The organism is Methanosarcina sp. 1.H.T.1A.1, assembly GCF_000979295.1.
Taxonomy (GTDB): domain Archaea; phylum Halobacteriota; class Methanosarcinia; order Methanosarcinales; family Methanosarcinaceae; genus Methanosarcina.
In genome coordinates, this window is record NZ_JJQY01000144.1 from 1 (window position 1) to 23,438 (window position 23,438).

A 23,438-nucleotide genomic window follows, 5' to 3' on the forward strand; every position below is an offset into this window, starting at 1 on the left:
TATTCGTCGGCAGCGTCAGATGTGTATAAGAGACAGATATTAGTGTTAAACTTTGCAGGATTTAAACTTTACAGGATTTAAACCTTGCAGGATTTAAACTTTACAGGATTTAAACTTTGCAGGATTTAACATAGAAGGGTCTAATGCAGGGGTTAAATGCAGCCAGAGATTTATATCTACCTGAACAGAAAGAAACTTTAGTTCAAAATCCGATCATGCGTTTTATTTATAAGTAAGATTATTTTAAATAAAACATGGTGATTTTATGACTCTTGAAAAAATTCTGAAAGATACCTTTAGAGGAGAGACCACTGAAGTTGGATGGTACCTGGCAATGTCTAAGATTGCTGAACAGGAAGGGCTTGCAGATGTTGCAGTCTACCTCCGCCAGATAGCAATGGACGAAGCCTGGCATGCCACAGAAGTGGCTGAAATTATGGGGCTCGTAAAAAGCACTACAATTGAAAACCTTGAAATGATGCTTGAAGGGGAAAGTAAAGCCGAGGTCGAAAAAGCTGAAGCTGCAGAACTTGCCAGAAAGGAAGGCAATACCAGAGCTGCTCTTTTCTTTGAGAGGGCGTCCCTTGACGAAGCCAGGCATAAAGCAGGTCTCAAGGGCTTTCTGGAAAGGATTAAAAAGCAACAGTAAAAACTGCAAACGGATCTCCTGATCCGTTCTTCTATTGTTTTGAAACCTTACTTAATTTGTATTCTTTTACTTCCTTTCTGTTCTTAATAGTGTGACACATAAAACCTTACAGGTTCATGTATTTGGTTCTGATAATTAATTCACTCCCTGAAACAGGTCGGTGTGGACACATACAATTTATATTGTCTCGAGCAATATATTATCTGGTCTGGTGCTCTTTTTTACGAGTCCAGAAGTTTAATTCCTCTAATCCGGAAGGGTGTCGGATTATCGAGGTTCTGTAGTTATGTAAGGGGTCTAATTTCCGGGGGCTAAAACAGGTTTCCAGATCCGTTTATTTAAGGGTCAAAGGTATTTTTCGGGAACTTCAGCCTGTTTATCAACTCAGTTTTTGCTCTGATGTCTGGACATCGGTCTCAAGCAAACTGATTATTAGATCCTGAAACAAACCTGAATCTATTAAATTAGGAGAGTGTAAAATATGGTAAGCAAGGAATATGTTAAGGGAGACCTTCCTGAGAAAGCTGCAATCTTGCAAAGAGACGGGGAAACTTATGCAATTGCTCCACACATTCCCGGAGGGATCGTATATCCCGAAACTCTCAGAAAGATAGCAGACATCGCAGACAAATATGGGGCTGCGGCTCTGAAAATTACTTCAGCTCAGAGAATTGCGATTGTAGGGCTCAAGGAGGAAGACCTGGATGCAGCATGGGCTGAACTGGGTATGAAACCCGGAGCTGCCATCGGGCTCTGTGTCAGGAGCGTCAAAATCTGCCCTGGAACTACATTTTGCAAGAGAGGCAAACAGGATGCCGTCGGGCTTGGCTTGAAACTTGATGAAAAATACCACGGCATGCAGCTTCCTTCTAAATTCAAAATGGCTGTTTCCGGCTGTCAGAATTCCTGTTCCGAGCCGAGCATAAAAGACATAGGAATCATGGGCACGGCAAAAGGCTATACTCTTAGCGTCGGGGGGAGCGCAGGGCCTCGTCCAAGGCTTGGGAGCGTGATGGCAAAGGACCTTTCCGAAGAACAGGTTCTGGATCTTGTTGACAGGATAATTAACTTCTATAAAGGATATGGGAAGGCAAGAAGGATCGGAGAAGTACTGGAGGAAATAGGGATTGAGAAATTCAAAGAAGGGGTAGGGCTGTAAGCAGATCTCTAATTATTAGTTAATCTCAGGAAGACTAATTATTAGTTAATATCAGGAAGACTAATTATTAGTTAATATCAGGAAGAATGCTGGGTAGTTTTTCTTCAGAGTAAAATGTTCTTTTAAGCATCTTATAGGAATTTTAATCCAGATGTCCCTCTTTCCCAGCTTTTTCCACCCTATCGTTTTCGGCTTTTTCGGAGTCCATTTTATCTTTTTCAGCGATTTCCTGATCTCTCTGAAACCTTATTTTCATTTTCATCAAGGAAAAATTTCAATAAGAATGTTTTATAATTTTTATGTTATAATTCTACCCCAATTTTCCAGTTTCCCTTTTTCTTTCCCCGTTAGACTGCTTTAATGCGACCCTATTTTCGCGCCTCTTGCGATCTTTTCGATGTATTGTATGTTAAAGATAACGTTTAAATATAATAGATACAAAGACTAACAGACTATTCAAACCTTATACAGACAGTTGCTACGGTTCTTGCTCTGTCTTTACTGTTATTGATATTCTATAACATCAATGATAATTTTGAAGCAGTATCAGTTTTCAGTTTTTACCCATATATAGGAGGAATAAACTATTAGCAGTGAGATGGCATACTTCTCTGGGCTCTCGGATGCACTCAGACTTACGTTTGTCCAGATAATGATATTCAGCACAATAGCCATTGTGATTTTCTTATACGGTATGATCCTTAACTTCCAGAAATGGGGTGCAGGCGTCACAGGCTATGCTCTTGAGCCTCAGGCAGGAAGCAAGGGAAGTGCGATCAGATTTTTAAAGACCTGGTGGGAACAGGTAGTAGAAGAGTCTCACCACGGACACGGAAAACCGATTCTTGAGGTTCTGATCCTCGACATTATGTTCCAGAGGAGAATTCTCAAGAGAAGCCCGTTGCGCTGGTTCATGCACTTCACGATTGTTGCAGGCTGGATGGCCCTTTTCGCTCTGTCAGGGCTCATGTTTGCAGTGGAAATGATCGAAAAATTCGGAATCGAGCTTCCATTCACCCCCGCCGAATTCAGAGATTTCCTCGCACTCCCGAACTATATTTTCGGGTATGTCCTGCTTATCGGAGTCATGATTGCAGTAGTCAGGAGAATCTTTGTCTCGGATGCAAGGAAAGCTTCCATAATGTATGACTGGGTCCTTCTCGGAGGAGTCTTCTTAGTCACGATTTCCGGTTTTGTTGCCGATGGTATAAGGACCGGATTTATCTGGAGCTTTGGGCTTGACCCCTCAACTGCACCCCCTGCAGCTCTCTTCCACTCAATAATTTCCCTGCTCTTCTGTATCGCATACATCCCGTACAGCAAGTACATACACGTAATCGCCACCCCGCTTGCAATCCTTGCAAACAAGGGAGGAGAATAAAAATGTCAAAAAAAACTCCATCAATTGACACCAAGAACCTTACAGCAGTCCAGCTCATGGAGCTCGACTCCTGCACCCGTTGCGGTGAATGTGTAAAATGGTGTCCAACTTACGCTGCTTCCGGCGAGAAGCCCGGGTTAGCTCCCAGGGACAAGATCCTGCGCTGGAGACAGTTCATGAACAAGTCCTATGGGCTTAAAGCAAAGCTGTTCGGCCCTACGGAAATCCCCCAGTCCGAACTTGAAGAATTCAAAGACGATGTACACGGCTGTACCACCTGTGGTATCTGTGCAACTGTTTGTGAATCAGGTATCAACACTGTGGAACTCTGGGAATCCATGAGGACAAACCTTGTCAAGAAAGGCATCGGTCCCTTCGGAAAGCAGGGCATGTTCCCTAAACTTATCGGGCAGTACCACAACCCTTACCTCCTTGACCAGAAAGACAGGCTTGCCTGGGTCCCCGAAGACGTTAAGATTGCAGACAAAGCAAACATCGTCTACTTCACCGGCTGTACTGCAGGATACAAGCAGCTCGCTCTGGCTTTTGCCACCTCCCGTGTGCTGAATAAGCTGGGCATCGAGTTCGCCATGCTCGGGGAAGAAGAATGGTGCTGCGGCTCCGCCCTTATCAGGACCGGACAGGTCCATGTCAATGACGTGGCCAGGGAAACTGCAAAGCACAATGTAGAAGCCATAAAGGCAAAGGGTGCCACAAAGGTCCTCTATGCATGTGCAGGCTGCTTCCGTGCCTCCAAGGTCGACTGGCCGAGGCTTCTCGGAGAAGAACTGCCTTTTGAGGTAGTCCATATCACAGAGTTCCTTGCAGACCTGATCAAGAAGGACAAAGTTAAATGGGAAAAATCCATTGACAAGACCATTACATACCACGACCCCTGCCACCTTGGCCGCCACGTAGGCGTCTACGATGCTCCCAGGTTTGTGCTTGAACACATCCCGGGTGTTAAGTTTGTAGAAATGGACAGGGTCAAGGAATTCCAGCGCTGCTGTGGAGCTGGCGGTGGTGTGAAGGCAGGTCTCCCCGATCTTGCCCTCGGTGTTGCCGAATCCCGCGTTAAGGATGCCCTTGAAACCAATGCAGACATCCTCTCAAGCTCATGTCCCTTCTGTAAGAGGAACCTCATGGATGGCCGTGACTCCCTCAAAGCCGACATCGAGGTTGAGGACGTAATTGTACTGGTTGCACAGGCCCTCGGTCTCAGTGTAGAAGAACCCAAAAAGGCTTGAAGGCTGGTTTTTTCCAGCTTTCTTTATTTCTCTTTTTCTTGATCCGGTGTCTTACTTTTTATAGTAAAACTTAAATACCGATACCTACCTCCCCTTGAATATGCATATTCCTTACGAATTTCTCGGAAAAGTATTCGTGTACCTGATGCTTCTTGCTCTTGTAGGTACCGAGCTTGCCCTTCTCATAGGGGTCTACTCGTTCAAAAAACACAGGATCATTTTTCCGAGTTTCGTACTGTTCACACTCTACCTTTTCTATTCTCCTGCAAAATGGATCTGCAGAGTTTTCCGGATAAGGGATACCCTTGTTGACGATATTCTCATTGATGTCCGGAACGCTGTTATGCACGATGATTTCCTGCACACCAAAGGCAAGAAAATTTTGCTTCTTCCGCAGTGCCTGCGTCACCCTAACTGTAAGGCCCGCTGCGACCCGGTCTACGGGTATGAGTGTAAGCGCTGTGGGCTCTGTGACATTTCAAAACTCTACGAAGCTGCTGAAAAGTATGGTTTCAGGGTTTTTGTAGTCCCTGGGGGCAGCTTTGTAAAAAAGATCTTCAAGAAATATAAGCCGGAAGCCTGTCTAGGGGTTGCCTGCTATAATGAACTTGCTGAGAACATGCAGGCTGTTTCGTTTGTCCCCACTCAGGGAGTCCTTCTCCTCAAGGACGGGTGCTTCAATACGGAAGCAAACGTTGAGGAAATAATTCATAAAATGGAGATGTGCGATGTATAACTACATTGGAAAGGCATTGTTTTTTGTCACCATCCTATCCCTTGTCCTTTCAGCCGTAGCCCTGGCTGTCAGCCGCAAGAGCCTCACACAAAATGTCTTGCTGGCAGGGTTTTTTGCAAATGTGCTCGACTTCTTTTATTTGCCTCTGAGACATATTTTTCTCAAGTTTTCCGATACCCGTGTTCTGGACAAATGGATGTCATCTCTGAAAATCAGAGCCCATGCTTCTGCCTTTGCAAAAACAAAAAAAAGGATTATTCTTGCTCCCCACTGCATGCGAGCTCTTGACTGCCCTGCCCATTCTACACAGACAGGAATCCAGTGTAAGTCCTGTGGAAAATGCGTTTTTACTCAGTTAAAGAAAGATGCTGAAAAATACGGGTATAAAGTTTTCATCCTGACTGGCTCTTCATATGTGAAGAACATACTTAAAATGGAAGCCGCCGATGGTATCCTTCTAATTGCCTGTGATTATGAAATCAATAAAGTTATGCGTGCCCTCAAAGGCAAAAAAGTGATAACCTACGGAATTACTATGGAAAACGATGGCTGTTTCGGGACAGAAGTGAATTACCAGAAGGTGCTTAAAGTGTTTGATGATTTTAAAACTTTCTAAATCTAAATTAGTTTTTTTTTGAATTGTTTTGTATTATTTTTAAATTTAAATGACTCCATTTTGTGGGGGGTTGAAATTGTTCCCTCATTTATTTCTATTACCGAAGAACGTGACTACATCATAGTTTACGAATGTTTTTCAAATTTTTATTACTGAAGAAGAAATCTACTCTGCAGTAAAAGTTGTACCTAACTTCGGTTTTTTTAGGCACATAATATGCTTTTCCACAAATCTGTGAAGTAAGACGATTTCGGTTTATATCTTTTACCTTGCATCTAATGTGCTTAAGTTTAAGCGCATGGGTCGGTATCATGCGACATTTTTGCAAAATCGTATCATAAATTATTTGATTAAAATGACTATTCAGCCTAAGTAAAACAATATTTATCGTGTTCTTTATTAAGATCCAATTCGCAAATTTCATGAGCTAATTTTCTTTAACTTTTGGCTATTGATCACGTTTCTCCATCCTTCTTTGAGTAGTGATTAACCTTGTTTATTACGTAAAATCGACATCTTCCATTTAATTTTTGTAGGCTGCCTGGTTAAAAAGAAAAGTATAAATATTTGGGAATTCCAGTCACTGCAGGTGTTTATTTGAACGAAGAAATAAATATTATGGGCGGAGGGATAAGCGGCCTTGCATGTGCGATAATTCTTCGGAAAAATGGGTATAGCGTTAATGTTTATGAAAAAAAGAATTATGTTGGTACAAGATTCAATGATGACTGGCAGGGTATTGAGAACTGGTCAGAGAAAATTGATGTCCTGAAACAGATAGAATCATACGGGATTGACCTGTCTTTTGATTACGAGCCGATATCCGAATTAACTATTCATTATTCCGGAAAAATAAAGACAATCAAAGTGAAAAATGGCTGTTATCTGGTTAGAAGAGGGGGCAGTAAAGGTTGTCTGGATACATGTTTACTTGAGCAGGCTGAAGAACTGGGGGTAAACATCCACTTCGCTTCCGTGCCGGAAAAGGAAGTTCCTATAAAAGTAAACGCTACAGGCCCGAAAAATGCAACTGCTTTTGTAAAAGGAATAAAGTTCAAAACGAACTGTGAGAGTGGCTATCATATGGCTTTTGGAAGTGAAATAGCCACAGGATTTTACTCTTACCTGTTGGTCAAAAACGGCCATGGAACAATTGCAACTGTTTTTAACCGCAAACTGGCCCACTGCTCCGATGAGTTCCTCCAGAATACTGTGGAATATTTTTCAGGTTTTCTTGATAAAAGGGAGCTAGCTTCAGGGAAAAAATTCGGTGGCTACGGGCATTTCGAAATAAAGAAAAATTTGTATGATGATAATGGGGCAATGCTCATAGGGGAAGCAGGCGGTTTTCAGGACTACTTCTGGGGATTCGGGATGAGGTACGCAATCCAGAGCGCTAATTTTGCTGCAAGAAGTATAACTCGAAGTGAATCCTATAACGATTTGATAAAGAAGCATTTGATTAAAAAAATGGAGCATTCGGAAAGAAACAGGTTTATTTTTGAAACTCTGGGCCCTCTGGCTTATCCCTGCGCGTACTATTCACTTGCTGTCAGCAAAAACCCTCTCAAACTTTTGAACATGGTATATAGATGATGAAATCGTAAATCAACCTGATAAAATACCATGAAATAACCCGTAAGAAAGAGTGCCGTTGATTGCCCTGTTCCTCAAAGAACCTTACCTTAGAGACTTTCCACGGGTGGTAGGAATCTCAAAGATTTGAGCAGACACGAGTCCCTCTTTCAGGCCGAATTTGGAATTCACCTTAATTATTCGCTTATGTTTTCCAGGATAATACCTCGTTTCCCTAACCAATCATTTAAAATCTTTACTTCAAGTGAAAAAATGGTTGATAAAGATCTTGAAGTTGTGGATTTCAGTATTAATTAAAGGATTATCTTCGCTGGTCCCTTCTGAATTTTAAACTCAGGTAATATAGGGGATTTTCAAAAATAAGCCGGAATTTTTATAGGCACTTCAGGATTTTATCAGGGACCCCTTCGTTTTCTCTTTTTCCTCTATCTTTTTATTGTTCGAGCATCAATCTACTTTATGGGGTAAACAATTCATTTGAGGCTGTATGTTCACGGCCTGTCTCTTATCAATAAGCTGGGGTCTTGAGTATGTATGATCTGATTATAGTGGGCGGAGGGCCTTCGGGAGCTTCTGCCGGAAGGGTAGCTGGAAGAGCAGGAATCTCAACCCTCTTGCTTGAAAAAGAAAATTTCCCGAGGTATAAGCCCTGCGGAGGGGCTCTATCCCCTTATGCATTATCCTGCCTGGATTTCAAACTCCCTGAGTCCGTAGTCGAGAGGGATATTTCAAAGATAAGGATTCATTTCAGGGAGCACTGTACTGAAAGGCAAAGTAGTTCCAGGTTAGCTTTGCTGGTCTCCAGAAATGTCTTTGACAATTTCCTGCTTGATAAAGCCAGGGAGACTGGAATTGAGGTCCACTTCGGGGAAAAGGTGCTGGACTGCGAGGAAAGAGAAGAATACGTTGAGGTTAAGACTTTGCAGAACACTTACCTTGCCAAGTTTGTCCTTATTGCGGAAGGCTCCGGAGGCATGCTTAAGTATAAAGTAAGGCCGCAGAGAGACCGGAGAACGGAATATGGGCTTGCCCTTGTTTCGGAAGTTCCTGAAGATGACGAGGTGATAAGGAATCGGTTTCCCGGTGTAATAGACATTCATTTCGGGACTGCACCCGGGGGGTACGGCTGGATTTTCCCTCACGCAGGGTACTATTCCGTGGGGGTCACGGGAACAGCTGAATATCTAAAGCATCCGAAGAAGGTAATGCAGGATTTTTTGCGGGCAAACGGTTTTTCAGGAGAATTGCAGGTCAATTCCCATATTATCCCGGTAGGAGGGATAAAACGAAAAACCATAAGTTCAAGGCTCCTTCTGAGCGGGGATGCCGCAGGTTTCGTGGACGCCTTCATAGGGGAAGGTATCGCATATGCCATCCGGTCAGGGCAGCTTGCAGCGGAGAACGTAGCTGATCTTGTGCTTTATGACCGGAAATTGAGCGCCCTTAAAGAGTATGAATCCAGGTGCAGGCAGGAGTTTGGAAACTTCCTTGGCAGTTCCCTTAAACTGGAAAAGGTTATGCATCGTTTTCCCGAGACCTCTTTCAAACTTGTTCTCAGCAGGAAGGAAATATTGGATAAATATCTGGATGAAGTTGTATTCAGTAGAAGCCACAAAGACTATGTCAGGTGGTTATTGCTCAATTTCAGTCTGGCTGAGCCCTCCTCCAAAATTAAGTCCGCAACTGAACGAAATCGGTAAGGGTTTCTATAAAGCAAGAGCTAACAAATAAGAGTAGGGATTAATGGAAAAAAAGTGGGGTGTAATAGCTAAGGGCAATGAAAGAACAGCTTCGGGGTCCTAAGAGCAGGTAAAAGAAACTGATCGAAAGTACGAAACCAAAAGAAAACAAAGAACTTCTGAGCAAAGATTGAAAATAAACCTGAAGATAATCATTGTATGCGAGTGAGGCGTGTAAGCTCCCTTCTGTTCATGCAAAAATTCCTGCCACCTCATCAGTGGAAGAAATGGTCCCTGAGGACTCTTGCATCGACGGCATTCGGCTAAGCGTTACCAAAACCAATCGGGCGATTCCGAACTGCTCGTTATTCCCGATTTCCAACTTGCACCCACGAGGATTCGCCGTTTCATCCACTCTCCCTGTGACCTCAGCTTATGGCATCATCGCATTTGCAGGGGATGGTTATCGTTTCTGTGCCAGGGCCCGGGCTCTCGCCCGACATCCTTTACAGATGTTCGTGTGTCCGGAACGGTGGGGAGACTTTCCTCAGACCAGAAGGTCCGGCAGCCGCCCAGCCTCTCTCGCATATTGCTGATTAACTTGCCCTATATATTTTTCGATCGTATATATATTTATGGGATGATATTTCTGCAAAAGGATACTGGTTAAAGAGGACTCCTGAGTAAAATTGTCTTCAGCGACCTCTGGCTGATTTTCCGGGATGATTTTTCTGGCTGATTTTAATTCTTTCCCGGTTCTGGATGAACGGGTGCATTCTTTCCGTGTACTCCATATATCGTTTGCGTGTTAGGGATATGCCCAAATATTAATATATATGTATTGTAATCGAGAAAATGAAATGGATTTTCCATTTCCTAAATCTCTTAAAAAATATTCAATTCAGATTAAAAAGATTCGTTAGCTTAATATGTGACTATAACTATCATTTTTGTGTTCAGTTTACAGTCTTATTTTTTAGAGGTAAAACATGAGTAATTGTCTATTTGATTTGCATATTGGATATGTCCGTTTTAGAAATCCCATTGCACTGGCGCCAATGGCAGGAATTGTCGACAGCGCTTTTGCCAACCAGTATGCAGGTGATGCCGGGCTGGTAGTGCTTGGAGCCTTCAATCTTGATGAAGGATCTATTGCAGTTGCATCAGAGCTCGTAGCCAGAGGTAGAAAAGAGTTCATCTCCGATGAACCTCTGGAGCTTATAAAAAAGGAAATCCGGGCAGTAAACTCGGGCAGTGCTGTTGCAGTAAACGTCAGAAGCACCACCCTTGAGCCTTTAATTGAAGCTGCTAAAATTGTAAAGGAAGAAGGGGCAATCCTTGAGTTAAACGCCCACTGCAAGCAGCCTGAAATGCTTGAGGCAGGCATCGGAGAAGCCCTTTTGCATGACCTCCCAAGGCTTTCTGCCTGGATAAAGGCAATAAAGGAAACCGGAGTCGTGCTTTCCGTAAAGGTACGGGCAAATGTGGTGAATGATGTCAAACTTGCCAGGCTTATTGATAAGGCTGGGGCTGATATCATCCATGTAGATTCCATGCTCGAAAAGTTTGGAGCCGACCTTGATGCGATCACAAGTTACAGGGATGCTACAAGGCTCTTCCTTATAGGCAACAACTCGGTTACTGACTTTGCAACGGCAAAGGACATGTTTTCCCGAGGAGCTGACATGGTATCTGTTGCGAGAGGCGCCATGGAAAACCCCGAACTGGTCAGGGAACTTGTAGAGAGTGTAAGTTCTTACCAGCAGTCAATAGGCTGGTATAATGCTCCCAAACACGTTTGCAGTGAAGGGGACTTCAGGGCACTGGCTTTCTGCTGTCTTCCGGTAAAACCCTGCCCTGTGCATGCGAAATTCCGAAAACTGGGATACACTGCCGAAGAGTTCGCCCGGACAAAAATGGAATTTGCCAGAGGCACAATGCTCGAGTACGGGGAGGATACCTGTTTCGGCAGCCTTGTCTGGTGCTGTAAGATTACAAAGCCCTGCTGGATCAGGAACGGTGTACTGAATACACTTAACCTCTCTGATGCGGAGTACATGAAACTTAAGGAGCAGCTGGCAAAACACGTCCTTGATCATGCCAGGATTCCGGTAAATGAATCCCAATAACACTGCTTTCTCCTGTCATATCCCTGAATTGGTGGAGGATTCCCGAACCTCAAGCCTGATTGCACGCCGTGCACAGCTTGCTATGTTGCTTGAGGTCTCAGCCTCTCCAAAACCAGGGAACGTTGATAGGGAACATAATTATCCTGATACGTGTTTTGAGCATTTTGTAGCTTCTTCAGTTGCCGTCTATCCTGTCTTTGAGCTTGCTGCAAGGAGTAAAGACAGTATAGGGTCAATTCTCAGGAGTGCGGTTTGCGAAAGCTCTGCCTGGCAGCAGGGAGGAAATACACATTTTGGCGCTTTTTTACTCCTGATTCCGCTGGCAATGGCTGCAGGCAAAATCTCCAGAGAACCCCCCCACTCCGGGGAAGCAGGTTTCCGGCTTGAAGCCGGGGAATTTGAGAGTCTTGCTGCCCGCGCCCATAATTTTGTCCGTGCAACGAACTGCGAAGACGCTGTTGAGTTCTACAGGGCTTTCGGGCATGCAGGAGTCAGGGTAAATAGTGTGGACGAATTCGATCTTAAAGACTCTGAATCAACTGCCGATCTCAGGAAACAGAACATTACCCTTTACGATCTTATGGAAATTGCCAGAGGGTATGACCTGATCGCAAATGAGTGGACCTCAGGTTTCGGGCGCTGCCTTGAGGGGGCAAAAAGTATTCTTGAGTTCATGCAGGCACGAAACTGCGGGGCAGAAGCTTTAACCGGAGGCTCAGTTTCCAGCTGTTCGGGCACAGGAATCAACGAGGCTGTAGTGTATACTTTCCTGAAACTGCTTTCCAGGCACAGGGATACCTTCATCCAGACCAAATTCGATATTGAAACTGCAGATTATGTTTCTTCCAGAGCAGGTGAGATCCTTTCAAGCTGGGAAACTTCAGGGAAAACAGCCAGGGACTTTGCATCCATCCTTCCTGCAGTACAGGAGTTTGACTCCGAGCTTCTGAAAAAAAGGATCAATCCGGGCTCTACGGCAGATATCATTATTGCAGGGCTTTTTATTGCCCTTCTTGGAGGACTACGTTTTTGAAAAAATATGATGAATCCGGAGATATCTGTAAACCAGATATCGACCTCTCTGAATACGGGATTCTGGAAGGTATCTCTGAGACAATCGTAAGTACGGGGCTTGATAACCCCAATGCGGCTCCTATAGGGATTATCAGGAAAAACCAGAAGACTTTTGTCCGCATTTTCAAAGGCAGCCATACAGGGGAAAACCTGGTCCGGGAAGGGGTTCTCGTAGCAAACGTGGTATATGACCCCCTGCTCCTCGTACGCTCCACCTTCTTCGACATTGAATCTTCCGAATTTGATTTTGTGGACATTGGCGGGAAAAAGTTTCCTGTCCTGAAATCGGCCATTTCCTGGGTAGCTTTCAGGTGCACCAACCTCAAGGATACGGAACAGACTGTGATATCCGACCTTCTCCCGCTCGGGGCGGGCTTTTTTGAGGCGAACAGGAGAGCGATCCCGACCCCTAACCGCGGCTTCAATGCCGTGCTTGAGGCTACAGTTCATGCAACCCGCTATCAGCTTTCGGGGGATGAAAAATACCTTGAATGGATCCGACACTATGAGACCCTTGCTTCCAAATGCGGGGGAGATAGTGAAAAGAAAGCTATGAAACTGCTTTATGAAGTTCTGGGGATTTGAATTTCTCTCTAACTCCATACCCTTTTCTGATTCTTTCTGGTTTCAGTTCCCTATTCTAAGTCACGCTTTCTTTAGAAAATTATATTATCCTCTATGGCATGACTTCTGTTCATGAATTTTCAGAGAATCGCATGGGGAATTACCGGCGCCGGACATTTCCTGGACCGCAGCTACCAGGTATTTAAGGAACTCAAACAAAGAGACCACGAGCTTTCCGTAAACACGTATATTTCCAGGGCAGCTGAAGAGGTGCTCCGGATGTACGGGCTTGAGCAGAAGCTTGTGAAAATCTCGGGAGGAGACTACCTTGAAGAGATTTTCCGGGAAAGCGAGCAGGGTTCAAGTTCTCCCAAAGTCGGGCGCTTTCTCCTTGACAGGTACGATGCTCTCTTCGTTACGCCTGCAACCTCAAATACAGTCTCGAAAATCGCCTATGGGATTGCCGATTCCCTTGTAACCAATGCCGTTGCCCAGGCTGTTAAGGGAAGGGTCCCGGTCTATATCGTGCCAGTGGACATTGAAGGCTCGATCGTATCGGAAATGCCCTACAACATTGACAGAAAACAGTGCCGGCACTGTGAGGACTGCCCCCCGAGGGAAAACTGCCCCCACGAAGCAATAACTGAGAAAAACGGTGTCACAGACCAGATAGAACTCCTGAAATGCAAAGGCTGCGGGATCTGCAAGGAATTGTGCCCTTATAATGCCATCAAGGGCGGGCCTGTTGAAGTCCTGGTCAGGGATGTGGACATGCGCAATGTTGAGATTGTAAAAGAGCTACAGGGAATCACTGTACTTGAAAGCCCGGAAGCCATTCTGGATCTTTTCTAAGTTTTTCATTTTTCCGGCCAAAAAATGTCCCGACAATGAAATATTTGAAAAAAATAAAAAAGGAAATGGATTATCTGGATAATCCATTTTTCCGTGGAAATTGTGGAGATTTCCTTTGGCAAAAGATTTTAAAATCAACTTAAATTGTTTTGTTATTGGGTTGTATTCCTTGCCTATATATAAATATTTTGTTAACGCTGTTATTTTGGAGGGTCTGCCGCCCTTCTTTTTTTATTTATATTCAGTGGTTGCCCGGGGTTCCATTTCCGGCTCCAATATTCTTTATGTTTGTCAATTTCTCTTGCCAAGTTTTCTCCCTTTCTATTTCCAATCTTACTTCTTGGTGCAAATTCAAACCGGCCTTTACTTTTCCTTATTCACTTTTTTTGGTTCTTCGTCAGTCTCTATGGATAAGATGATTTTCAATTCAAGACCACCTTGGTTTTTGTGAGGACATCCATACAAAACAACGAAGAGCTCTTTTTTATTCACTTTTCCTTATAATCTGCCTGTTTCGGGATCGGTCCCTGTATCACACTTCAATCAAGCCCAGCTGCCCGTTTTCAAGCTCTCCGCAGCTATCGGACATAAAACGGATCACGGCCTCATCATGGGAGATAAGGAGGTAACCTATTCCCTGCTCGGCCTGCACTTTTTTCAGCAGGTGGAGGACCTGGGCCTGGACCGAGACATCAAGAGCAGAGGTCGGTTCGTCAAGGATAATGTATTCCGGATCGAGCAGGAGAATCCGGCCCAGGGCAAGACGCTGGAGCTGGCCGCCAGAGAGTTGGGAAGGGTAGCGGAAAAGCACTTCTTCCGGGAGGCCTGTGGTCTTTAACATTTCTTTTGTACATCGGATACGCTCGGTTCCGGAGATATCGAGCAGTTTCAGGACTTCGAAAATCGAATGCTCGATTCGCTTCCTGGGGTTAAAGGCATCTGTCGGGTCCTGGAACATCATCTGGACCCTTCGGCGGAAAGTTGAGTATTCGGCTTTTTTCATCCTGGAAAGTGGATTCCCGTTAAAAAGGACTGCGCCATCTGTGGGGCCCTCAAGTCCTGCAATTATTCTTCCGAGTGTGCTTTTCCCTTCTCCCGAGGGGCCCATCAGCCCGAAGGTTTTCCCGGGTTCAAGGTCAAAAGACACGTCCCGGAAAATGTATTTTCCCTTTCCCAGCAGGCCGGACCCGTACGCCCTGGAGAGGTTTTCGGCTTTCAGAGACACAAAAAACACCTCACAGCCCTTCCATTGCTTTCTTTGAGGTCGGGACGCTCCTGCATGCATCTTTTTTCTTTAACAGGACATCTCGGATGGAACCTGCAGCCTTCAGGCGGGCTGCTGAGGGGTGGGGATGAACCGGGTATGGGCACAAATCCCCTTTCAGGTAAGCTATTCAGGAGCCCCCTGGTGTAGGGATGTAGTGGTCTTTCAAAAAGATTCGAGGGGTCGGAAATCTCAACGATTTCTCCGGCATACATTACGGCAACCCTATCTGCAAGCCGCCGCACGAAGCCGAGGTCGTGGCTTATGAGAAGCAGGGAGGTTTCACTCTTTTCTTTCAGTCCTTCCAGTTCGTTTTCCAGTTCAGCTACGCGGTTCCTGTCGAGCCCCTTACTGGGTTCGTCTGCTATAAGGAGTACTGGGTTAAGCATTGTTGAAGCCGCAATCAAAAAGCGCTGGTTCATCCCTCCGGAACACCAGGAGGGGTAGTATCTCATGTATTCATGGGGATTTGAAAAACCCACTCGCGTAAGGGCTCCTGCAACTTTTGAGAGGCTGGTATTCTCCTTTTTTTCCTGTCCATGAATTCGGAGGGGTTCTGCAAGCTGGTGCCCTATGGAATATACAGGATTTAAAGCAAGAGAAGGGTTCTGGAAAATTATGGAGATTTCTTTTCCCCTGAGCTTTGTCATTTCTTTTTCGCTCAGTTCGAGGAGGTTTTTGCCTCCGAATTCTATTGTCCCTTTAACTCTGGATTCCAGGGGGAGCAGACGCATAATCGCATGTGCAACAACGGATTTCCCACAGCCCGTTTCCCCTACGAGGGCCAGGGTTTCTTTTTCCCTTATAGAAAATGAAACGCCGAAAACAGCGGTCACGTTTTCTTTTTCTTTTTCTTTTTCGTTTTCATTTCCCTGAAAAGAAACGTTCAGGTCTTTTACTTCCAGCAGGGGGTTCATTCCGTATCCACTCCTCTTTTTCCGTTTTCTTTCCCTCCTTCAAATCCAAACCCTATCAGTGCAATGGACATTACACAGAGCGTGATGCAGATCCCAGGGGGCAGGTACCACCACCACATGTCCCTGATAAAACCGCCCCGGGAAAAGGCAAAGGAAAGCATGATCCCCCAGCTTTTCATGCTTATGTCCCCGAGTCCCAGGAAGGAGAGCGAGGCTTCGGAAATCATTGCCGAAGCCGTTGCCAGCATGAACTTGGGCAGCAGGATGTGGATGAGGTTCGGGAAGATGTCTGAGACCATGATGTGAAAAGAGGAAAATCCCATGCATCGGGCACTTTTGACATAACCTGCTTCCCTTATCTGCAGGGTTTTTGAGCGTACAACCCTTGCAATGGACTCCCAGGAAAGAAGCCCAAGGACAAGGATAAGGGTCCAGATGCTCGGGTGCAGGAAAGCACCTATGATTATGATCAGGGGGATCTTCGGAATTGTCAGGACAACGTCGGTAAAACCCATAAGCAGCTCGTCCGGCATCCCCCTGAAGTAACCTGAACAAAGCCCTATCATGAGGCCTATTAAGGTTGAGATGGAAGCCGAGGCAAAGCCCACCATCATCGAGATTCTGGCCCCGTAAACCAGCTCCGAGAGTATGTCATTTCCGATATCGTTTGTCCCAAGGAGGTGGGCAGTCGAGGGGGATTCATAAGAAATGAAACGCTCAGTCGGGGAGTAAGGGGCAAAAAGGGAGGGAAACAGGGCAAGGATAAGGAAAAAGGCGAAGAGAAAAAGTCCTCCCCGGTTGAATTTTTTTAAGGTTCTTTCATATTTCCGAATATCGAGGTTTAAATGATGGGCTATAATATCTTTCCACTGCCGGACACTTTCCTGTATGTACACTTCCTTTTGCATCATGTCGGCCTCCTGACTCTTGGGTCAGCAACTGCATACAGCAGGTCTGCGAGCATGTTCGCAAGCAAAACCGCAAGGGCTATTACCAGAAAAGATCCCTGGAGGACGGGGTAATCTTTTCCTATTATTGCATCATAAATAAGGGTCCCCATGCCGTTTAAGGAAAACACTATCTCTGTAAAAAGGGCTCCGCTGAAGAGAAATCCGAAATCAAGGGCCAGCAGGGTAATGATGGGAAGGGAGGCATTTTTTATGACGTGCCTGAAAAGAATGGATATATCGTAAAGGCCCTTTGCCCGGGCATAGAGGGCGTAAAGCTGTCCTTTTTCCTGTATGACACTCCCCCTCATTATCAGGAAGTTCCTGGAGGCGGAAAAGAGGGCCATCACAGTTACCGGTAAAAACATGTGGTACATGACACTTCCAGGGGTCGGGACATCATAAAATCCCTTGAAAGGAAAAAGCCCCAGTTCAAAGGCAAAGATATCCAGGCAAAGCAGGGCAAGGAAATAGGGAGGTGTGCAGGAGAGTGCAATAAACCCGCAGCATACGAGGCGGTTTACCTTTGTTTCAGGTTTCCAGCCCGCGTATGCCCCGAGCAGGGTCCCCAGAACTGCTCCCAGAAGTACGGAAATCCCCACAAAAAGGAGGGTCCAGCCTATCCTCTCCCTCAAAACCTCGGCTACCGGGCTGTGAAGGTGATATGAGTAACCCAGGTCAAACCGGAGGAGGTCTCCGATGTAAGCTGTAAACTGCTCGTAAAGCGGCCTGTTCAGCCCCATCTCGGCTCTCAGCTCTTCCATTACGGCCTCCGAAACGTAGACATCCTCCCCTATGAGATTCTTTACGGGATCCCCTGGCATAAGCCTCGGGAACGCAAAGTTGAGGGTAACTATGAGGAAAAAGGAAGCCGCATACCTGAGCGTTTTTTTAACCATTTCACTCATTGTATCACCTTGCCGTTTTCATATCGGTTTGTCGTTTTCAACCGCCTGAGCAGGATTCCCCCCTAGAAGCTCCGGTTTACCGGATCTAACAGGGAGGAGTAGCTGACAGTATTGTCATCCGGAAGCTGCCTTCATACCTCATGTAAATCGAGGAAGGTGTCAAGGGTGTAGATCCCATCCAGGTTGTTGTAGTGCCAGCCTTCGAACTTTTTGTTATAGGGCGTGACAACCTTTTTCCAGTAAACCGGAATTACCGGCAGTTCTTCCGCGTAATAGTCCTGCAGGGAGTACGAACAGGAACGCAGGGTTTCGGAATCCGTCGTATTCAGGATCTGATCGCAAAGTCCGGTAAATGCAGGGTCTTCGATGTAACCGTAGCGTCTGGAATCAAAGTACCCGGTACCCAGTCCCGAATGCATCAGCATACCCCAGGGAGTGGTCCTCGAAAAGACAAGCTCGTACCTGGAAGTGTCCTTTCGGTCCATGTAGGTATTCTGGTCAACGTTTTCGATTTCAATGTCTATTCCCACGGCCCGGAAGTACTCCTGCAAAAGTTCGGCATCCCTTTCGTAGCCCGGCAAGATCATGAGTTCCAGGAGGATATCTTTTCCATTTTTGTTTTCTACAATCCCGTTCCCATTGCGGTCTTCATATCCGGCCTTTTTCAGGATTTCCCTGGCTTTTTCCGGGTCATAAGTGCATTTCTCCGTGGGTTTGTAGTATTCCATGCCAGGAGGGACCAGACCCCTGTTGGGAACGCTTCCGTAGCCCAGAGTATCGAGCTGCATGAGTTCTTCGTAATTGATGGCATAGGCCATAGCTTCCCTGAACTGCAGGTCTGAGCGGGGGGCTTCATTTAAGGTAATTCCAAGATAACACATCCCTGTACTGTCCTTTTCGACAAAATTGAAGTCCCCTGTTTTTTCCAGACGCTCTATGTTTGCATACGGGTAGGAGGAGGCGTATTTGTAGTAGGTGTCGGCTTCTCCCTTCTCAAGGGCCAGGCAGGCGGCATCTTCACTTGCGTACCAGTCCACCTCGACCTTATCAAAGGCACAGGTTTTGCCTTTCCAGTAAGGGTTTTTCCGGAATATGAGGCGGGCGGTGTTCAGGTCTACGGATTCTATGTAATAAGGCCCGCAGCCCACATATGGGCCTTTGCTTGAGTATTCCATGGGGTTCTCAATTGATTCCCATACATGGGCGGGCAGGATGTTGTATGTCGTAAATTCCAGGTCGATGCGGGTATAAGGCTTGTTGAACCTGAAGGTCACTGAGTTTTCTGCCTCTGAAACGGAGGAACTTTCCAGGGTATCGTTTATCCAGCGGCCTGCAGGGTCTTTTTCTCCATAGTAAAGCATGCTGAACCGTACGTCTTCAGGGGTCACTTTTACCCCATCACTCCAGTAAAGGTCGTCCCGGATGTAGAAGGTCCATTCCCTGTGGTCTTCCGAAACTTCATAATGGTCTGCCAGCCTGCCAACAATCTTGCCGTCTTCGGACATCTGCATAAGTGGGAAATTGGAAAGATGTGCAAAGATGCCCAGGTAGTAGTCTCCTATCAGGGATTCGGATTTTATGACGTTAGGGGTCGCGATCTTCAGGACTTTTTCAGGTCCCTCTGAATAGTTCGCATCCGCTTCTGCATCCGCTTCCGCAGCCGGAGTTTCAATCCCCGAAGCCCCCTCACTTTCTGAAGGCAGCATTAACAGGTAAATCCCTCCTAAAAATAGTAAAGAGAGGGCTGCAATACAGAACACCCTGCTTTTTGTCCATCTCATACGCTGCTCTCTCCTTAAGCAGGGGTTTTCGTCACATTCAGGAAGTTGTCAAGGTTATAGATCCCATAGAGGGGGTCTGCATACCAGCCTTCGAACTGCCTGTTGAATGGAGTAACCACGTTATCCCAGTAGAGGGGAATTGCAGGCAGGTTCCCTGCATAGTAGTCCTGAAGCTCATATGCATAGCTCTGAAGCTCTTCAGGGTCCGTGGTTGCGAGGATGTCATCGCAGAGCTGCAAGAACTCGGGGTCGTCCACGTTGTGCATGACTCCCTGCCCGGTTCTTCTTGAATCAAAATAGCCGCTTCCCCAGTTTGCGTGCATCAGCATGCCCCAGGGGGTTGAGCGGGTTACTGTCAGGTCATATTCATAGTTGTCCTTCAGGGTAAACCAGGTATCTGCGTCCACAGTCCTCAGGTCTGCAGCAAGGCCCACCTGTTCCAGGTATTCCTTAAGAAGCTCGCCTATACGGGCATAGTCCGGCCTTATCAGGATTTCAAGTTTGATGTCTTTGCCATCTTTGCCTTCAAGGATACCGTTTCCGTTGCTGTCCGAATATCCTGCTTTTTTCAGGATTTCCCTGGCTTTTTCAGGGTTGTACTCAAGTTTTTCAGTTTCTTTGAAGGCCTCCATGGAAGGTGGCACAAAGCCGCGGTTCGGGACATCCCCATAGCCTAGGGTCTCGAGCTTGATGATTTCTTCGTAATTTATGGCATAGGAAAGCGCTTCCCTGAATTGCAGGTCCGAGAGGGGGGCTTTCTTCAGGTTCGGGGCCAGGAAGACAAGCCCGATATTTGTCTTTTCCATGAAGTCGAAATTCCCGGTCTTTTCAAGCTGTTCTATGTTGGGGTAAGGGTATGAACCTGCGTACTTGTAATAAGTATCAACATCCCCGTTTTCAAGGGCCAGGGTGGCTACGTCCATATTGGAGTAAAAGTGGACCTCCACGCTTCCGAATGCCGGAGCCTTCCCTTTCCAGTATGGGTTTTTCTCAAAAACGAGTTTTCCGGCATTAAGGTTTATCTGCTTGAGGTAATAGGGCCCGCAGCCCACGTAGGGGCCTTCGTTTAAGTATTCCATGGGGTTCTCGATAGATTCCCATACATGGGCGGGCAGGATGTTGTAGGTTGCAAATTCCAGGTCAATGCGGGTGTAAGGCTTGTTAAATCTGAAGGTTACGGAATTGTCGGCATCAGAAACAGCCGAACTTTCCAGGGTATCGTTTATCCAGCTTGCCCAGGGTGTTTCTTTCCCGTAGTAGCGGATTGAAAACTCAACGTCTTCGGGGGTAACCGGCTTTCCGTCGCTCCAGTAGAGGTCGTCTTTCAGGTAGAAGGTCCAGCATGTATTATTTTCCGAAACCTCATAGCTTTCAGCAAGCTGGCCTGTAAGGTGCCCCTCAGAGTCCATTTTCATGAGGGGTGGGTTTGAGAGATGGGCAAAAACTCCAAGACTTGAATCCCCGAGAAATGATGCCGATTTTATTACGCTTGGAGTTGCGATTTTCAGGGACACTTCGGTATCTGCCGATGGCTCCACACCGGAGGCCGAGGCTTCTAAATTGGTTCCCACGCTGGTTCCCGAGCTGATTCCCGAGTCTTGCAGGTTTTCTTCTCCTCCAAACAGGCCTTTAATATATGTAATGACCCGGTCAAAAATCCCGTCATTCGAGGACGTAAGATTTTCTCCAGAATCCTCAGTTCCTGCCGCTACTGCGGGATACATGTTTGCACAAAAAATAAAGATGAGTGTGGCAAAGGTCAGCCACTGTTTCAATCCTCTGTTTAATCCTGATCCCGTAATATTTTTCTCCTGTTTCATCCTGCTACCTACTCCTGTTTTATGTTTTTTTTCTCCCGGATATTTCTTGTCTCCCGGATTACAGAAATAGCACCAAAGGTTCCGATTCTTTTGCTAAACTAATTGTCATCTTGCTCTCCTCTGCATCAATGGAGGGCGTGGGCAGTGCTATGCGTGAACTATGAGTAAGAAATATAATGGTAACCTTAATGTGCTCTATTTTTTAATTTTATTTGCATCTCTTATTAAGATTAAATCTCTATATAATTAAAAATCATACTAATTTATTCTTTTTTATGTTATATTACCTAAACAATTTCGTAATATAAACCTTTTGATTTTTAATACTCTTTTGAAAAACAGATCCATGCACAGCATTTTTTTTAAGTGTTGGACTTCTATAAAACTGGAAAACTTCAATCAAACTGGAAAATTTTAATCAAACTGGAATATTTTAATCTAACTGGAAAAATAGACAAAAATATACGTTTTTATCTTTGACTTTCAATCTCAATCTTTTTTTCAATTTCTTTTGCAAAGACTTTTTTCGAGTGGATATAGAGTGAAGCCGGGAGCCCTGTATTTGAGATCAAGTAGAGCAGGCCCATGGTTGTCCTGTTCAACCTGGGTGAGCAATTTAAAAGTGCACTCCTCGAGATCCTTACCATTGTATCCAGGGACTTTATTCCTGTAAGGTAACTTTTTATATCCCGGGTCTTCTGACTTTTTTCAAATATCAGGTCTATCCATGTATTCATTTCTTCTATCAGAATTTCCCTTGTAAGGTCTTCAGGAACAATGTAACTTTTTCCTCTCTCTATATTTTTGAAATACTCCCTGAAACTCTCTCCTTTTGCAAGAGTATATACCTTCCCCAGCCCCCCCGAGTGTGTGTCCGTTGTTGCAGCGATACCTTTGCCAAATCTTTCCGCAAGGGCGATCGTAAGCTCATTTTTCTGCTTTAGCTCATGCATATTATATTCAAGTACAGGAAAGAGTTTTGCCAGTTCAGGGACGGCAGAGGGCTCAGGTTCCTCGTGAAGCTCAAACCAGAAGGGGTGATTGTAGATAAAAGGTAGTTTATGGCGCTTGAGATATCCTATAAAACTCTTCAGGTCATGTTCTATTTTTGCAATCTCGGTAAGTTCTAGAAAGTCCTCCCGATAAAGTTCGAAAACGTTCACGTGCAGGGTATGCCCTGCAAACTTCGGATCATATATGGTCATTTCAACGCCAGAGACCAGTTTTTCCCTGTCCCGTCCGAGAATTTCGTATGCTTCGATTGTATCATGATCCGTAAATGTGACAAAATCCATGCCCATCCCGAGGGCTTTTTCATAGAGACTCTCGGGACGCAAATCTTTTGCCGGGAGCACGTCAAAAGAACAGGTTGTATGCACATGCAGGTCTGCCCGTTTCCAGCCTTCCTCCATAAGCTCAGCTGCCCGTTCCGGTGTTATCAGCTTTTCCTGATAATTCTTCGGCCTTCTCCCCATAGGCGTAGAATCCCTGGATTATTATTTTGTCCTGATTATTTTAATTAAGTTTTATATTTCTCCTACTATAGTATTATCCTTTTTTTAGATTAAGTTTTTCTGAGAAACTCATATCAGAATCTGGACGTTTTTTGACTCATGGAAAAACTCTTTTGGGACTTTTCCGGCGTTATCACCTTGTACACTTTTTTACCCAATCCAAATCACCACATTTATAAAAATAGACTTTAATACCTCGATATTTTCACAAAAACAATAGTGGTATAACTATGGGTCTATTCAGAAAGCTAAGGAAGATTCTAAGCGTCATTTTTGAAAACGAGTCCGAGCAAAAAGGAGATGATTTCGAAAAATATGTGGTAGACCTCTTCGATGAAATAAACTTCTCCATCGTGCAGTGGACTACGGATCTGGCAAGAAAACATACGCGATTCGTAGAATCTGACTGCGGTCCTGACCTTGTCTTCCAATTGTAATAATTTATCCCTTTGGTTATCCTCATTTCGACACGCACGTCTGATATCAATGTACTGGATTTATGTTTTACTTGCACAGCATATGAACCATAACTTTCAGACACAGATGACACAGTACCAGACCTGTCTCTTATACACATCTCCGAGCCCACGAGACGGACTCCTATC

At 45.3% G+C, this 23,438-nt stretch carries 21 protein-coding genes and 1 other RNA gene; 13 read left to right on the forward strand and 9 right to left on the reverse strand.

Going from position 1 to position 23,438, the window contains the following annotated elements; all coding sequences use genetic code 11:
* Positions 1 to 265: 265 nt before the first annotated feature.
* The 8 genes from EO95_RS14145 (at position 266) to EO95_RS14185 (ending at position 9,084) form a co-directional block, all read left to right on the forward strand.
* A complete protein-coding gene (locus EO95_RS14145) occupies positions 266 to 649 on the forward strand; it encodes a ferritin family protein (protein ID WP_048135681.1) in 384 nt (127 codons plus the stop codon).
* Positions 650 to 1,130: 481 nt separating this feature from the next.
* On the forward strand, positions 1,131 to 1,808 hold the full coding sequence (locus EO95_RS14150; protein ID WP_048135683.1) for an NAD(P)/FAD-dependent oxidoreductase: 678 nt from the start codon (positions 1,131 to 1,133) through the stop codon (positions 1,806 to 1,808).
* 598 nt (positions 1,809 to 2,406) lie between these two features.
* Positions 2,407 to 3,189 carry a dihydromethanophenazine:CoB--CoM heterodisulfide reductase subunit HdrE gene (hdrE, locus tag EO95_RS14155; RefSeq protein WP_048135685.1) on the forward strand — a complete coding sequence of 261 codons (783 nt, stop codon included), beginning with the start codon at positions 2,407 to 2,409 and terminating at the stop codon, positions 3,187 to 3,189.
* A 2-nt stretch (positions 3,190 to 3,191) separates the two neighbouring features.
* Complete coding sequence (gene hdrD, locus EO95_RS14160) at positions 3,192 to 4,436, forward strand: dihydromethanophenazine:CoB--CoM heterodisulfide reductase subunit HdrD (RefSeq protein WP_048135687.1); 1,245 nt, start codon at positions 3,192 to 3,194, stop codon at positions 4,434 to 4,436.
* A 100-nt stretch (positions 4,437 to 4,536) separates the two neighbouring features.
* A complete protein-coding gene (locus EO95_RS14165) occupies positions 4,537 to 5,172 on the forward strand; it encodes a DUF116 domain-containing protein (protein ID WP_048135690.1) in 636 nt (211 codons plus the stop codon).
* Positions 5,165 to 5,788, forward strand: coding sequence for a DUF116 domain-containing protein (locus tag EO95_RS14170; protein WP_048135693.1), 624 nt, complete (start codon positions 5,165 to 5,167; stop codon positions 5,786 to 5,788). The genes EO95_RS14165 and EO95_RS14170 overlap by 8 nt, the downstream gene beginning before the upstream one ends.
* Before the next feature lie 597 nt (positions 5,789 to 6,385).
* A complete protein-coding gene (locus EO95_RS14180; protein ID WP_048135696.1) occupies positions 6,386 to 7,384 on the forward strand; it encodes an NAD(P)/FAD-dependent oxidoreductase in 999 nt (332 codons plus the stop codon).
* A 530-nt stretch (positions 7,385 to 7,914) separates the two neighbouring features.
* Positions 7,915 to 9,084 carry a geranylgeranyl reductase family protein gene (locus tag EO95_RS14185; RefSeq protein ID WP_048135698.1) on the forward strand — a complete coding sequence of 390 codons (1,170 nt, stop codon included), beginning with the start codon at positions 7,915 to 7,917 and terminating at the stop codon, positions 9,082 to 9,084.
* A gap of 202 nt (positions 9,085 to 9,286) precedes the next feature.
* Here the strand turns inward: EO95_RS14185 and rnpB are convergent.
* Positions 9,287 to 9,647, reverse strand: an RNA gene (gene rnpB / locus EO95_RS16825) — RNase P RNA component.
* 405 nt (positions 9,648 to 10,052) lie between these two features.
* Here rnpB and EO95_RS14190 point away from each other — a divergent pair.
* The 4 genes from EO95_RS14190 to EO95_RS14205 all read left to right on the forward strand — a co-directional run bounded on the left by EO95_RS14190 (position 10,053) and on the right by EO95_RS14205 (position 13,682).
* Entirely contained in the window at positions 10,053 to 11,192 is a 1,140-nt protein-coding gene (locus tag EO95_RS14190; protein ID WP_048135700.1) for a methanogenesis marker 9 domain-containing protein, read from the forward strand.
* Entirely contained in the window at positions 11,179 to 12,225 is a 1,047-nt protein-coding gene (locus EO95_RS14195; RefSeq protein ID WP_048135702.1) for a triphosphoribosyl-dephospho-CoA synthase, read from the forward strand. Before EO95_RS14190 ends, EO95_RS14195 begins: the two co-directional genes overlap by 14 nt.
* On the forward strand, positions 12,222 to 12,851 hold the full coding sequence (locus EO95_RS14200) for a DUF447 domain-containing protein (protein WP_235283035.1): 630 nt from the start codon (positions 12,222 to 12,224) through the stop codon (positions 12,849 to 12,851). The genes EO95_RS14195 and EO95_RS14200 overlap by 4 nt, the downstream gene beginning before the upstream one ends.
* Positions 12,852 to 12,962: 111 nt before the next feature.
* Complete coding sequence (locus EO95_RS14205) at positions 12,963 to 13,682, forward strand: dihydromethanopterin reductase (acceptor) (RefSeq protein ID WP_048135704.1); 720 nt, start codon at positions 12,963 to 12,965, stop codon at positions 13,680 to 13,682.
* Between the two features lie 363 nt (positions 13,683 to 14,045).
* Here EO95_RS14205 and EO95_RS18525 read toward each other — a convergent pair whose 3' ends face one another.
* The 8 genes from EO95_RS18525 to EO95_RS14240 all read right to left on the reverse strand — a co-directional run bounded on the left by EO95_RS18525 (position 14,046) and on the right by EO95_RS14240 (position 22,794).
* Positions 14,046 to 14,174, reverse strand: coding sequence for a hypothetical protein (locus tag EO95_RS18525; protein WP_268767913.1), 129 nt, complete (start codon positions 14,172 to 14,174; stop codon positions 14,046 to 14,048).
* A 40-nt stretch (positions 14,175 to 14,214) separates the two neighbouring features.
* A complete protein-coding gene (locus EO95_RS14210) occupies positions 14,215 to 14,907 on the reverse strand; it encodes an ABC transporter ATP-binding protein (RefSeq protein ID WP_235283036.1) in 693 nt (230 codons plus the stop codon).
* A complete protein-coding gene (locus EO95_RS14215) occupies positions 14,898 to 15,863 on the reverse strand; it encodes an ABC transporter ATP-binding protein (RefSeq protein ID WP_048135708.1) in 966 nt (321 codons plus the stop codon). The genes EO95_RS14210 and EO95_RS14215 overlap by 10 nt, the downstream gene beginning before the upstream one ends.
* Positions 15,860 to 16,774 carry an ABC transporter permease gene (locus EO95_RS14220; RefSeq protein ID WP_082106067.1) on the reverse strand — a complete coding sequence of 305 codons (915 nt, stop codon included), beginning with the start codon at positions 16,772 to 16,774 and terminating at the stop codon, positions 15,860 to 15,862. The genes EO95_RS14215 and EO95_RS14220 overlap by 4 nt, the downstream gene beginning before the upstream one ends.
* Positions 16,771 to 17,718 carry an ABC transporter permease gene (locus EO95_RS14225; protein WP_048135710.1) on the reverse strand — a complete coding sequence of 316 codons (948 nt, stop codon included), beginning with the start codon at positions 17,716 to 17,718 and terminating at the stop codon, positions 16,771 to 16,773. The genes EO95_RS14220 and EO95_RS14225 overlap by 4 nt, the downstream gene beginning before the upstream one ends.
* A gap of 131 nt (positions 17,719 to 17,849) precedes the next feature.
* Entirely contained in the window at positions 17,850 to 19,499 is a 1,650-nt protein-coding gene (locus EO95_RS14230) for an ABC transporter substrate-binding protein (protein ID WP_052733599.1), read from the reverse strand.
* Between the two features lie 14 nt (positions 19,500 to 19,513).
* Positions 19,514 to 21,319: an ABC transporter substrate-binding protein gene (locus EO95_RS14235; RefSeq protein WP_048135712.1), complete on the reverse strand. Its 1,806-nt coding sequence runs from the start codon at positions 21,317 to 21,319 to the stop codon at positions 19,514 to 19,516.
* 470 nt (positions 21,320 to 21,789) lie between these two features.
* A complete protein-coding gene (locus EO95_RS14240; protein ID WP_200895054.1) occupies positions 21,790 to 22,794 on the reverse strand; it encodes a PHP domain-containing protein in 1,005 nt (334 codons plus the stop codon).
* A gap of 269 nt (positions 22,795 to 23,063) precedes the next feature.
* Between EO95_RS14240 and EO95_RS14245 the strand changes: the two genes are divergently transcribed.
* Entirely contained in the window at positions 23,064 to 23,270 is a 207-nt protein-coding gene (locus tag EO95_RS14245; protein ID WP_235283037.1) for a hypothetical protein, read from the forward strand.
* Positions 23,271 to 23,438 lie beyond the last annotated feature (168 nt).